Consider the following 13,098-nt stretch of genomic DNA (forward strand, 5'->3'; position numbering starts at 1 on the left):
CAAGCCCGCTCACCACAGAAAGACAGCTCACCACAGCAAGCCCACCAGCCACAGTAGCGTTGTCAAACTTGGGACTGTGCGCCTTCAAACCACTTGAGCTTCTCGCGCAACACCACCACCTCACCGACGATCACCAGTGTCGGCGCATGCACTTCATGCTCCGCCACCATGCGCGGCAGGTCCGCAAGCGTGCCGGTAAACACGCGCTGGTTGGACGTGGTGCCCTGCTGGATCAACGCTGCAGGGGTATCCGATGCTCGGCCATGCTTGATCAGCTGTTCGCAGATGATCGGCAAACCAATCAAACCCATATAGAACACCAGGGTCTGCGAGGGCCCCACCAGGTCATCCCAGGGCAGGTCCGACGTCCCGTCCTTTAAATGCCCGGTAATGAAACGTACGGACTGCGCATAGTCTCGGTGAGTCAACGGAATCCCGGCATACGCCGCGCAACCGCTGGCCGCCGTGATCCCCGGCACCACCTGGAACGGGATGCCGTGGGCCGCCAATTCCTCGATCTCTTCGCCACCCCGTCCAAAGATGAACGGATCGCCACCCTTGAGGCGCAGCACGCGCTTGCCTTGCTTGGCCAGGTCCACCAGTTGCTGGTTGATCTGGTCTTGCGGCACGGCGTGGTCGGCGCGGCGTTTGCCGACGTATACACGTTCGGCGTCACGGCGGCACAGTTCGAGAATCGCGGGGGCTACGAGGCGGTCATACAGCACCACATCGGCTTGCTGCATCAGCCGCAGTGCACGGAAGGTCAGGAGGTCCGGATCACCCGGGCCTGCGCCCACCAAGTAGACTTCGCCGGGTGCATTCGGCGGCGCGCCGTTGACCTTTTCGATCAACAGGCGCTCGGCTTCAGCACCCTGCCCGGCCAATTGACGGTCGGCAATCGGGCCCTGGAACACGTCTTCCCAAAATGCGCGGCGCTGCTGCACATCCGGGTACAAACCTTTGACCTGAGCACGAAACCGCGCCGCCAACCCGGCCAACTGGCCGTAAGTAGACGGAATCCAGGTTTCCAGCTTGGCGCGGATCAGGCGCGCCAGCACCGGCGCATCGCCGCCGCTGGACACCGCGATCACCAAAGGTGAACGGTCGACAATCGCGGGGAAGATCACGCTGCACAAGGCCGGTGCATCCACCACGTTGACCGGCACGCAACGACGCTTGGCATCGCTGGACACTTGCGCGTTCAACGGCTCATCGTCCGTGGCCGCGATGATCAGGGTGCAGCCGTCGAGGTCCGCCTCCTGATAACCACGCAAAATCAGTTCCCCGCCACTGCCCAGTACCAGTTCACGCAACTGGTCCTCGATCTGGGGAGCAACCACCCGCAGCAACGCACCGGCATCGGCCAGCAGCCGGGATTTGCGCAAGGCAATCTCCCCGCCACCGACGACCAACACACGACTGCCGCGCAGGTTATGAAACAGCGGCAGAAATTCCATTTAGCGGATGACCTCGACGCCCGCCATGTAAGGCTTGAGCACTTCCGGTACGCGGATCGAACCGTCCGCCTGCTGGTAGTTTTCCAGCACCGCCACCAGAGTACGACCTACGGCCAAACCGGAACCGTTGAGGGTGTGCACCAGCTCGGGCTTGCCGGTTTCCGGGTTACGGAAACGCGCTTGCATGCGACGGGCCTGGAAATCACCGCAGTTGGAGCACGACGAAATCTCGCGGTATTTGTCCTGGCTCGGCACCCACACTTCGAGGTCGTAGGTCTTCACGGCGCTGAAGCCCATGTCGCCAGTGCACAGCGCCAGCACCCGGTACGGCAGCTCCAGCAGTTGCAGGACGCGTTCGGCGTTGGCGGTCAGGCCTTCCAGGGCTTCCATGGAAGTCGACGGCTCGACCACCTGTACCATCTCGACCTTGTCGAACTGGTGCTGGCGGATCATGCCGCGGGTGTCACGACCCGAGGCACCGGCTTCGCTGCGGAAGCACGGGCTGTGGGCCACGAACTTCAACGGCAGCTCTTTAGCGTCGAGGATCTCACCAGACACGATGTTGGTCAGCGACACTTCAGCGGTCGGGATCAGGTACAGGTCGGCTTCGCCGTCGCGGCTGATCTTGAACAGGTCTTCTTCGAACTTCGGCAACTGGCTGGTGCCCATCAGCGCCGGCGCCTGCACCAGGTATGGGGTGTAGGCTTCTTCGTAACCATGTTCGCCGGTGTGCAGGTTGATCATGAACTGCGCCAGGGCACGGTGCATGCGCGCGATCGGGCCGCGCAGCAAGGCAAAACGCGCGCCGGACATCTTGGCGGCAGTTTCGAAATCCAGGCCGCCAGTCAATTCGCCCAGGGCAACGTGGTCCTTGATCTCGAAATCAAACGCGGCTGGCGTGCCCCAGCGACGTACTTCGACGTTGCCGTCTTCGTCTTCGCCAATCGGTACCGACTCATGCGGGATGTTGGGGATGCCCAGCAGGATCGAATCCAGCTCGGTCTGGATCTTGTCCAGCTCGACCTTGCCGTCGGACAGCTCGGTGCCCATACGCTCGACATCCGCCATCAGCGGGGCGATGTCTTCGCCGCGCTGCTTGGCCTGACCGATGGATTTGGAACGCGCATTACGCTCAGCCTGCAGTGCTTCGGTGCGGGTCTGGACGGTCTTGCGCTGTTCTTCCAGCGCTTCGATGCGCGCAACATCCAAGGCAAAGCCACGGGATGCCAGGCGGTCCGCTACGTCCTGAAGGTTGCTACGTAACAGTTTGGAATCGAGCATGTCGGTCTCTCGTTTATCAAAGTTTGGTCAAGGACAGGCCGGCCCAGGTGGCGAGCAGCCCGCCGAACACGCTGATGCCCAAGTACCCGAAGGCTATCAGGGCCTGCCCGCTTTCCAGCAGGCGCAGCGTATCCAGTGAAAAGGATGAAAAGGTCGTCAGACCGCCTACAAAGCCGACAATCAAGCCGGCGCGAATTTCAATCGGTACTTCCGGGCGCAACAGGAACCAGCCGTACAAAAGCCCGATGATCAGGCAACCGACCAGGTTGACCGCCAGGGTCGCCGCATAAAAATGCTTCGGCCAGTTGGCGCTGACCCATGTGCCAGCGGCGAAACGCAATAATGTACCAGCGATGCCGGCTGCGGACACGGCAAGAATCGTCTTGAACACTACTTTCTCCGCTGTCTGGGGCTGAGTCGATCGAGTTGGGCGAGATGATTGAGCTTTTCGCCGATCTTCAGCTCCAGGCCACGGGGCACCGGCTGATAGAGCGGGAGTGGCTCAAGGTCATCGGGGAAGTAGTCTTCACCGGCCGCATAGGCGTCCGGTTCATCGTGGGCGTAGCGGTATTCATCTCCGTAGCCTAACTGTTTCATCAGCTTGGTCGGCGCGTTGCGCAGGTGCATCGGCACTTCGAGGGAGCCGTATTCGGCGGCAGCGCGCAGGGCCGACTTGAAGCCCATGTACACCGCGTTGCTTTTCGGCGCACAGGCCAGGTAGGTGATGGCCTGGGCCACCGCCAACTCGCCTTCCGGGCTGCCGAGGCGCTCCTGCACATCCCAGGCGGCGAGGCACAGGCTCAAGGCACGCGGGTCGGCGTTGCCGATGTCTTCGCTGGCCATGCGCACCACACGGCGGGCGAGGTACAGCGGGTCGCAGCCGCCGTCGATCATGCGCGCGAACCAGTACAGCGCGCCGTCCGGGTTGGAGCCGCGCACGGATTTATGCAGCGCCGAAATCTGGTCGTAGAAGGCTTCGCCGCCCTTGTCGAAGCGCCGGCGCGTGTCGCCGAGCAGGCTTTGCAGGAGGTCGACGCCAATCTCGCTGCCGTCTTCGGCCAGGTCGGACGCGTTCTCCACCAGGTTGAGAAAGCGGCGCCCATCGCCATCGGCGGCGGTGAGCAGAATCTTGAAGCCCTCTTCGCTCACACTCAGTTGCCGCTTGCCCAGCCCTTTGTCTTCACTCAGGGCGCGGTGCAGCAGCTTCTGCATCGCTGCTTCGTCCAGGCTTTTGAGCACATAGACCCGCGCCCGCGACAGCAAGGCGTTGTTCAATTCAAACGAAGGGTTTTCCGTGGTGGCGCCGATAAAAATCAGCGTGCCGTCTTCCACATAAGGCAGGAACGCATCCTGCTGCGACTTGTTGAAGCGGTGCACTTCATCGACAAACAGGATGGTGCGCTTGCCATACTGCCCGGCCTGCTGCTTGGCGACTTCCACCGCCTGGCGGATCTCCTTGACCCCCGCCAATACCGCCGAGACCGTTTCGAAGTGCGCATCCGAGACCTTCGCCAGCAGCCGCGCCAGGGTAGTCTTGCCCACCCCCGGCGGCCCCCAGAAAATCATCGAGTGCAGCGCACCCTGCTCCAGGGCTTCGCGCAACGGCTTGCCGCGAGCGAGCAGGTGTTCCTGACCGACGTACTCATCCAGGTTGGTCGAACGCAAGCGCGCGGCCAGGGGCTGGGCAATCGGGTCACTTCGAAACAGGTCCATGGGCAGCGATTTATTCCTGAATCACATCGGCACCCTTGGGGATGTCGAACTTGAACTTGGAGGCAGGCACCGGCTGGTTGGCCTTGACCCCGGAAAACAGGATGTCGGTGCGTTGGCCGACGCTGTCGACCAGGCGCATGTTGTTGATCACGCCATTGCCAAACGACAGGGACAGCGTGTCGAACAGCGTGTCCTTGGATTTCGGCTTGAGGGTGAACTCGATCACGTTGCTGGTTTGCTTGGAGGTGATGTCGAAGCTGTCATTGATCTTCGACACATCACCCGACAGCAGCAGCGCCGGAGTCTGGTTCAGGCGCGGGTCGAGCTTCTTGATGGTGGCTTGTTCCAGGTCCGGGTCCCACAGGGTGACCTTCTGGCCATCAGACACGATGGTCTGCTCAGCCTTGCCTTCGGTGTGCCAGTAGAACAGGCCAGGACGCTGCACGGCCATTTCGCCTGCGGTTTCCTGCAACTGGGTGCCGCCGGCATCCAGGGTCAGCTGGGAGAAGCGCGCGGTCAGGGTCTGGGATTTGTCCAAAAGGTTCTTCAGGCTGGCCACGGAAGCCGGGTCAGCGTGGGCCGAAACAGCGGTCAGGGCCAGAGCTGGCAACAACAGCATGCGGATAAGGCGCATGGGAGTCCTCATTGAGTGTTCAGGGCGTGCCGCGTGTTGCCACGCGGCACGGGATCAGTCGCGCATCTGCCCGGGGGCGATGACTTCACGCGAGCCGTTGGTGTTCATTGCGGTCACGACGCCGGCCATTTCCATGGCTTCGATCATGCGGGCGGCGCGGTTGTAGCCGATTTTCAATTTACGTTGCACCGCGGAAATCGACGCGCGACGGCTTTCCAGCACGAAGGCCACGGCCTCGTCGTACAGCGCGTCAGTTTCAGCATCGTCGTCACCACCGCCGCCGCCGTTTTCAAAGCCGCTGCCGGCTTCTTCGACGCCGTTAAGGATGTCGTCGTTGTACTCGGGTGCGCCACGCAGTTTCCAGGCTTCAACGACACGGTGCACTTCATCATCGGACACGAAGGCGCCGTGGACCCGGATCGGCAGGCTGGTGCCCGGTGGCATGTAGAGCATGTCACCGTGGCCGAGCAGTTGTTCGGCGCCGCCCTGATCGATGATGGTCCGCGAGTCGATCTTGCTCGATACCTGGAACGCCATTCGCGTAGGAATGTTGGCCTTGATCAACCCCGTGATCACGTCCACCGATGGACGCTGGGTGGCGAGGATCAAGTGGATACCGGCGGCACGGGCTTTCTGGGCAATACGTGCGATCAGTTCTTCGACCTTCTTGCCGACGATCATCATCATGTCGGCAAATTCGTCGACCACCACCACGATGGTCGGCAGCTTGGTCAGCTTCGGTGCTTCGTCATGGATGCTTTCGCGCTTGTACAGCGGGTCATCAATGGTCTCGCCACGCTCTTGGGCTTCCTTGATCTTGGCGTTGAAGCCCGACAGGTTACGCACGCCCATCTTCGCCATCAGTTTGTAGCGGCGCTCCATCTCGGCCACGCTCCAGCGCAGGGCGTTGGCGGCGTCCTTCATGTCGGTGACCACCGGGCACAGCAAATGCGGAATGCCTTCGTAGATCGACAGTTCCAACATCTTCGGGTCGATCATGATCAGCTTGGCGTCTTCCGGGCCGGACTTGAACAGGATCGACAGGATCATCGCGTTCACACCCACCGACTTACCGGAACCGGTGGTACCGGCCACCAGCAGGTGAGGCATCTTCGCCAGGTCGGTGATCACCGGCTTGCCGCCGATGTCGTGGCCTAGGGCCAGGGTGACCGGCGATTTGAAGTTGTCGTATTCCGGGGTCGACAGCACCTCGGAGAAGCGCACGATCTGGCGGTCTTCGTTGGGAATCTCGATACCCACGGTGGTCTTGCCGGGGATGACTTCCACCACGCGCACGCTGGTCACGGCCAGAGAACGGGCCAAGTCCTTCGCCAGGTTGGAAATACGGCTGACCTTGACGCCGGCGGCCGGCTGGATTTCGTAACGGGTAATCACCGGGCCGGGATGGATCGAGTCCACCGACACCTCGACGCCGAACTCCTTGAGCTTGATTTCCAGCAGGTGGCCGACGGCCGCCAGGGATTCCGGGGAATAGTTGAGTTGTTTCTTTTCGGCCGGGTCGAGGATCGAGATCGGCGGCAAGGTGCCTTCGACGGCACTGTCGACGAACAGCGGCGCCTGTTTCTCTTTCTGTACACGATGGCTGGGCTCAGGAGCCTTGGGCGGTGCCGGGGCGATCACCGGCGGCACCTGCTTCTCGCGGTCCGACATGTGTTTGCTCAGGGCCTGCTCGCGCTCAATGAGGCGCTCCTTGACCTTGGCCTGTTCGCGCCGGTCCGGCGTGGTCGGGGCCACCACTTCGTTGACGCGGGTGTCCACCTCACGCAGTTGGGCAACCATGCGCTTGCGGTCGACACGAGCCGCCCACCAGCGGTTGGCGGCGCCCTGGAACAGCTCCAGCAGGTCGAGGGTGATCTTGCCGGTCACGTCCATCACCTTGAACCACGACAGGTCGGTGAACACGGTGAGACCGAACAGGAACAAGGCAATGAACATCAGGGTGCTGCCCTGGATGTTCAGGGTCCTGCGTGCCAGATCACCCAGGCTTTCGCCCAACGCCCCGCCCGCGCCCGCCGGCAAGCCGGTCGGTGCATGAAAATGGATATGCGCCAGCGCCGCGCCGGACAGCACCAGAAACACCAGGCCAATCAGACGCCAGGAGAACAACCAACCGCTCCACTGCCACGGCTCATGACGCTGGCGGAAGATCTGCCAGGTCTTGATCGCCAGCAGCAACGGGAAGATATAGGCGAAGTAACCCAGCACCATGAACAGGATATCGGCGCTGTAGGAACCGGCAGGCCCACCGAAGTTCTGCACGTCTTCGATCTTGCTATTGTGGCTCCAGCCCGGATCGTCCTTGCCGTATGTGAGCAAGGCCATCATCAGGAACAGGCACAGGGCGCCGATGGCGATCAGCGCGCCTTCCTTGAGGCGATAATGCAGGTGCTGGCGCCAGGCCGGCACGACTGCTGCTTTAGGTGTTGCGGCGGATTTCTTCAAAACGGGTCTTTTCCTGCGCCTTTAGCGCGTCCATCTGTTGAATGACTGCAAATACTGCCCAATCCGAGCAGCTGAAAAATGAACGTGCGTCGTTGAATCTACTTTTAACATTGGGCGCTTGCTGGATGAAATGACGAAAGCGCCACAATGCCCGCATTGTACGGGTTTGTGCCGGCGATGCCACGCCCCTGCCCTTCACTCGGCAGCATAGCCAATTTAGTGTCACAACATGTTCAATTTGAGCATGCATTGTCTTTGCTGACAAAGGCTTATGCGCTGTTTTTATCAATCCAGGCAAGCTTGGCAAATGGCCTGCATGGCACAGACCCGATTACGACCACGCCGCCGAGGCAGAGTTGCAGAAACACCTGCTCACGCTAATCCACCTCGATAGCCGATTCGGGCTGGCCCGATGGCGCCATGTCGACAATAATCAGCACTGCGCAAGCAGGTGTCATACCTGCCACCCCCTCCCCTTCCGTAAGCCTGGATGCCATGCTGACCTGGTTACAACGCGACTCACTGACATTCCCTCCCCTGGCCAAGGCCATGCGCGAACCCAATGGCCTGCTGGCTGCCGGCGGCGACCTTTCGGCGGAACGCTTGGTACACGCCTATCGCCATGGCTGCTTTCCGTGGTTTTCGGAGGGCCAGCCGATCCTCTGGTGGTCGCCCGACCCGCGCACCGTCATATTCCCCGACGAACTGCATGTCTCCCGCAGCCTGGGCAAGCTGTTGCGCCAACAGCGCTACACCGTGACCTTCGATCAGGACTTTGCCGCCGTCATCCAGGCCTGCGCAGCACCGCGCGCCTATGCCGACGGCACCTGGATCACCGAAAGCATCCAGAGCGCTTACCTGGAGTTGCACCAGCGCGGCTACGCGCATTCGGTCGAGGTGTGGGACGACGGCAAACTGGTGGGTGGCTTGTATGGCTTGGCGATGGGCCAGCTGTTTTTTGGTGAGTCCATGTTCAGCCGCGCCGACAACGCCTCGAAGTTCGGCTTTGCCACGCTGACCCGCCAGCTACAGGAATGGGGTTTTGTATTGATCGACTGCCAGATGCCCAACGATCACCTCCACAGCCTGGGCGCCCGCGCCATATCCCGCAGCGACTTCGCAGGTTTCCTGCGCGACCATCTGGATCAGCCCAGCGCTGGACCGTGGGTTTCCTAGGCGACTTCCGCGCTCCTGGCTTACACTTATTTCAAAGCTTATCCGAGGGTTGATCATGACCGAGTTGGCGCGTTTGAAGTTTTATGCCACTCAACCCCACTCTTGCAGCTATCTGCCCGACGAGCAGGCCACCACACTGTTCCTCGACCCCAGCCAGCCTATGGACGTGCATGTGTATGCCGACCTGTCGGAGATGGGCTTTCGGCGCAGTGGCGATCATCTGTACCGGCCTCATTGCCAGAACTGTAATGCCTGCGTCCCGGCACGTATTCCCGTGGCGCAGTTTCTGCCGGACCGTAACCAGAAACGCATCCTCAAGCGCAATGCCGACCTGACAGTGATGCCGGCCAAGCCACGCTTCACCGAAGAGTATTTCGACCTTTACCAGCGCTACATCGAAGAGCGCCACGCCGACGGCGATATGTTTCCGCCCAGTCGCGACCAATTCTCCACGTTCCTGGTACGCGACCTGCCCTTTTCACGCTTCTATGAATTTCGCGCCGACGGCCGGTTGGTGGCAGTGGCCGTGACCGATTTGCTGCCTAACGGCCTGTCGGCGGTCTACACCTTCTACGAGCCTGCCGAGGAGCGCCGCAGCCTGGGACGCTTTGCAATCCTGTGGCAAATCGGCGAAGCACTGCGCCTGGAACTGGAGGCGGTGTACCTCGGCTACTGGATCAAGAACTGCAAAAAGATGAACTACAAGACCCAATATCGGCCCATAGAACTGCTGATTAATCAAAGATGGGTCGTGCTTAACTAGAACCCCTTGGCTTAAACACCCTTTTTCGGGCACAATGCACGCCGCTTTTGCCTGGCGCAGTTGCACCGGGCCATTCACTGGATACCGAGGGCTTTACTGCATGTCGAAAGAAGACAGCTTCGAAATGGAAGGCACTGTCGTCGACACCCTGCCCAACACCATGTTTCGTGTGGAGTTGGAAAATGGGCACGTCGTAACCGCGCATATCTCCGGCAAGATGCGCAAGAACTACATTCGTATTCTTACCGGTGACAAAGTGCGCGTCGAGCTGACGCCCTATGACTTGAGCAAAGGGCGCATCACTTACCGCGCTCGCTAAGCAAGTCAATACAAGACGCCCGGTTATGCCGGGCGTTTTTGTGTGTGCGCTATTTGACAATCACCACAGTCCCCACAGACAGCAAAAAGGCGCCTTTCGGCGCCTTTGCTTTATTGCAGCTATCGATCAGGCCATTTCAGCCGTGGTTTCGAACTCGAAGGTCAGCTCGCCATCCTTCAGGTCGATATGCACCACGCCGCCATGGTCGGAAAGTTCGCCGAACAGGATCTCTTCGGCCAATGGCCGCTTGATCTTGTCCTGGATCAGACGCGCCATTGGGCGTGCACCCATTGCCGCATCGTAGCCACCCTCGGCGATCCAACTGCGCGCCGCTTCCGTGACATCCAACTGCACGCGCTTGTCTTCCAACTGCGCCTGAAGCTCGGTGAGGAACTTGTCCACCACGCTTTTGATGACCTCATGACTGAGGCGACCAAACTGGATAATGGTGTCCAGACGGTTGCGGAACTCCGGCGTGAAGCTCTTCTTGATCACTTCCATTGCATCGGAAGAGTGATCCTGATGGCTGAAGCCGATCGAAGCCCGCGCGGCCGTTTCGGCACCGGCGTTGGTGGTCATGATCACGATCACATTGCGGAAGTCCGCCTTGCGCCCGTTGTTGTCGGTCAGGGTGCCGTGGTCCATCACCTGCAACAGCAGGTTGAAGACTTCCGGGTGAGCCTTCTCGATTTCATCGAGCAGCAGCACGCAATGCGGTTGCTTGGTGATCGCCTCGGTCAACAGGCCGCCCTGGTCGAAACCGACATAGCCCGGAGGCGCACCGATCAGGCGCGACACGGTGTGGCGCTCCATGTACTCGGACATGTCGAAACGTACCAGCTCAATGCCCATGGCCTTGGCCAACTGCCGCGCCGCTTCGGTCTTGCCGACGCCGGTCGGACCAGCGAACAGGAACGAACCAACCGGCTTGTCCGGCGACTTGAGGCCCGCACGCGACAACTTGATCGCGGTGGACAGCGCATCGATGGCCGCATCCTGACCGAACACGGTCAGCTTGAGGTCACGCTCCAGGTTACGCAGCAGTTCCTTATCGGAACTGTTGACGTGTTTAGGCGGAATGCGTGCGATCTTCGCCACGATGTCCTCGACCTGAGGCACGTCGATGCGCTTCACACGCTTCTCGACCGGCTGCAGGCGCTGGTAGGCACCCGCCTCGTCGATCACGTCGATGGCCTTGTCCGGCATGTGCCGGTCGTTGATGTAGCGCGACGCCAGCTCAGCCGCCGAACGCAGGGCTTCATCGGTGTACTCGATGCCATGGTGCGCTTCGAAACGCCCCTTAAGCCCACGCAGGATGCCGATGGTGTCTTCAACCGAAGGCTCGGACACGTCGACCTTCTGGAAGCGACGCGCCAGGGCACGGTCTTTTTCGAAGATGCCGCGAAACTCCTGGAACGTGGTCGAACCAATGCAACGGATATCACCCGACGACAGCAGCGGCTTGAGCAGGTTGGAGGCGTCCATCACCCCACCGGACGCCGCACCGGCGCCAATGATGGTGTGGATTTCGTCGATGAACAGGATCGCCTGCGGGCGTTTTTTCAGCTCGCCGAGCAGCGCCTTGAAGCGCTTCTCGAAATCGCCACGGTACTTGGTCCCGGCGAGCAACGCGCCGAGGTCCAGGGAGTAGACGACGCTGTTGGCCAGCAGGTCCGGCACCTGGTTGTCCACGATGCGCTTGGCCAGGCCTTCGGCAATCGCGGTTTTACCCACGCCCGCCTCACCCACCAGCAACGGGTTGTTCTTGCGACGACGTGCAAGGATCTGCGCCACGCGCTCAACTTCAAGCTCACGCCCCACCAGCGGATCGATCCGCCCCTGGCGCGCCAGTTCGTTGAGGTTGCTGGCATAGGCATCCAGTGGATTGCCCGAAGAAGAAGACTCACCGCCCTCGTCGTCCTGCATATCCTGCTCACCCTCGGAATGATCGCCGTGCCCAGGCACCTTGGAGATACCGTGGGCGATGTAGTTGACGACATCGATACGGGCAACGCTCTGCTGTTTGAGCAGGAACACTGCCTGGCTTTCCTGTTCGCTGAAAATCGCCACAAGCACATTGGCGCCTGTGACTTCACGCTTACCGGAGCTCTGAACATGGAACACGGCACGCTGGAGCACCCGCTGGAAGCCCAGGGTTGGCTGGGTTTCACGGTCTTCATCGTGGACTGGAATAAGTGGCGTCGTGGAGTCGATAAACTCCTGCAGGTCATGCTTGAGTTTGTCGAGGTTGGCGCCGCACGCACGCAAAACGGTGGCGGCAGCTTCATTGTCCAAAAGTGCCAACAGCAGGTGTTCGACGGTCATGAATTCATGACGCTTCGAACGAGCCTCCTTGAAGGCAAGATTGAGGGTGACTTCGAGCTCGCGGTTTAACATAGCTTCACCTCATACCCAAGTGGTCGGCGTTAACCGTCCTTCTCGATTTCACAGAGTAGCGGATGCTGGCTTTCCCTGGCGTACTGGTTGACCTGCATGGCCTTTGTCTCGGCGATGTCGCGGGTAAACACTCCACATACTGCCCGTCCTTCTGTGTGAACGGCCAGCATTACCTTGGTCGCCAACTCGCGGTTCAGGTTAAAAAACACCTCGAGTACTTCGACCACGAAATCCATCGGTGTGTAGTCATCATTGAACAAAACCACCTTGTACATCGGCGGCGCCTGTAAAGCAGGCTTGGCCTCCTGAACAGCAATGCCTGCAGAACCGTCGTCATCATGTTCCTGATCCGGTCGATCCTGATTGAATGTTAGTCGAATCTGGCTGTTTGCATGCATGGAAAGAAAGGTTCGTCAGTGGTTCAAATACAGTGGTGGGGGCGACCTGTCAGAATTTCAACTCTGACCGACTGGTCGCCTTGACTATCGGCGAAACGGTGTTACAACCAATAGAACCCACAGTGGGTAAAAAAGGTCCGCGCAGTCAACCTTATTTATTCGGGTTAGGACGGATAAACTGGATGATACTCCAGTGATGGAGTCTGGTGCAGAGGGATATGGGCATGGCAAGCGGTAAGGTCAAGTGGTTCAACAATGCCAAAGGGTACGGCTTCATTATTGAAGACGGCAAGGATGAAGACCTTTTTGCGCATTACTCAGCGATCAAAATGGACGGTTATAAAACGCTGAAAGCGGGGCAGCCGGTCTCCTTTGACATTATTCAGGGGCCCAAAGGCAAGCACGCAGTCGAAATCAGTGCGCCAGTCACCATCGGCACAACCAAAGTCGCTCATAATTCAAAAGAGCAATTAGCCTATTCGGCTACCGAATAGACG

13 protein-coding genes are annotated in these 13,098 nt (G+C 60.0%); 4 read left to right on the top strand and 9 right to left on the bottom strand.

Features of this window, described 5'->3' with window-relative positions; genetic code table 11:
- Positions 1-62: 62 nt before the first annotated feature.
- The 7 genes from cysG to HX823_RS23205 are packed head-to-tail and all read right to left on the bottom strand — an operon-like array spanning position 63 to position 7,732.
- The gene (gene cysG, locus HX823_RS23175) at positions 63-1,457 is read right to left on the bottom strand and encodes a siroheme synthase CysG (RefSeq protein ID WP_177076917.1); all 1,395 of its coding nucleotides are present in this window, start codon (positions 1,455-1,457) and stop codon (positions 63-65) included.
- The gene (gene serS, locus HX823_RS23180; protein ID WP_177076919.1) at positions 1,458-2,738 is read right to left on the bottom strand and encodes a serine--tRNA ligase; all 1,281 of its coding nucleotides are present in this window, start codon (positions 2,736-2,738) and stop codon (positions 1,458-1,460) included.
- A gap of 16 nt (positions 2,739-2,754) precedes the next feature.
- The gene (crcB, locus tag HX823_RS23185; RefSeq protein WP_012724934.1) at positions 2,755-3,129 is read right to left on the bottom strand and encodes a fluoride efflux transporter CrcB; all 375 of its coding nucleotides are present in this window, start codon (positions 3,127-3,129) and stop codon (positions 2,755-2,757) included.
- Positions 3,129-4,451, bottom strand: coding sequence for a replication-associated recombination protein A (locus HX823_RS23190; protein WP_016975526.1), 1,323 nt, complete (start codon positions 4,449-4,451; stop codon positions 3,129-3,131). Before HX823_RS23190 ends, crcB begins: the two co-directional genes overlap by 1 nt.
- A gap of 10 nt (positions 4,452-4,461) precedes the next feature.
- A complete protein-coding gene (gene lolA / locus HX823_RS23195; RefSeq protein WP_016975527.1) occupies positions 4,462-5,085 on the bottom strand; it encodes an outer membrane lipoprotein chaperone LolA in 624 nt (207 codons plus the stop codon).
- A 54-nt stretch (positions 5,086-5,139) separates the two neighbouring features.
- On the bottom strand, positions 5,140-7,548 hold the full coding sequence (locus HX823_RS23200) for a DNA translocase FtsK (protein WP_033896820.1): 2,409 nt from the start codon (positions 7,546-7,548) through the stop codon (positions 5,140-5,142).
- On the bottom strand, positions 7,523-7,732 hold the full coding sequence (locus tag HX823_RS23205) for a hypothetical protein (RefSeq protein WP_134743074.1): 210 nt from the start codon (positions 7,730-7,732) through the stop codon (positions 7,523-7,525). The genes HX823_RS23200 and HX823_RS23205 overlap by 26 nt, the downstream gene beginning before the upstream one ends.
- Before the next feature lie 311 nt (positions 7,733-8,043).
- Between HX823_RS23205 and aat the strand changes: the two genes are divergently transcribed.
- From aat to infA, 3 genes are all read left to right on the top strand, one after another.
- Positions 8,044-8,724 (top strand): leucyl/phenylalanyl-tRNA--protein transferase, encoded by a 681-nt coding sequence (gene aat, locus HX823_RS23210; RefSeq protein WP_033896821.1) that lies wholly within the window; start codon positions 8,044-8,046, stop codon positions 8,722-8,724.
- Positions 8,725-8,779: 55 nt separating this feature from the next.
- Positions 8,780-9,487, top strand: a complete 708-nt coding sequence (locus HX823_RS23215) for an arginyltransferase (protein WP_016975530.1) — start codon at positions 8,780-8,782, stop codon at positions 9,485-9,487.
- Positions 9,488-9,587: 100 nt separating this feature from the next.
- On the top strand, positions 9,588-9,806 hold the full coding sequence (infA, locus tag HX823_RS23220) for a translation initiation factor IF-1 (RefSeq protein ID WP_002553999.1): 219 nt from the start codon (positions 9,588-9,590) through the stop codon (positions 9,804-9,806).
- Positions 9,807-9,932: 126 nt separating this feature from the next.
- Here infA and clpA read toward each other — a convergent pair whose 3' ends face one another.
- Positions 9,933-12,203 carry an ATP-dependent Clp protease ATP-binding subunit ClpA gene (gene clpA, locus HX823_RS23225; protein ID WP_033896823.1) on the bottom strand — a complete coding sequence of 757 codons (2,271 nt, stop codon included), beginning with the start codon at positions 12,201-12,203 and terminating at the stop codon, positions 9,933-9,935.
- Positions 12,204-12,232: 29 nt separating this feature from the next.
- Complete coding sequence (gene clpS / locus HX823_RS23230; protein WP_005789091.1) at positions 12,233-12,601, bottom strand: ATP-dependent Clp protease adapter ClpS; 369 nt, start codon at positions 12,599-12,601, stop codon at positions 12,233-12,235.
- 224 nt (positions 12,602-12,825) lie between these two features.
- On the opposite strand from clpS, the gene cspD reads away from it, so the two are divergent.
- The gene (gene cspD, locus HX823_RS23235) at positions 12,826-13,095 is read left to right on the top strand and encodes a cold shock domain-containing protein CspD (protein WP_235165472.1); all 270 of its coding nucleotides are present in this window, start codon (positions 12,826-12,828) and stop codon (positions 13,093-13,095) included.
- The last annotated feature ends 3 nt before the right edge of the window (positions 13,096-13,098 follow it).

Source organism: Pseudomonas sp. P7759 (assembly GCF_013386445.1).
Classification (GTDB): Bacteria; Pseudomonadota; Gammaproteobacteria; order Pseudomonadales; family Pseudomonadaceae; genus Aquipseudomonas; species Aquipseudomonas azotoformans_A.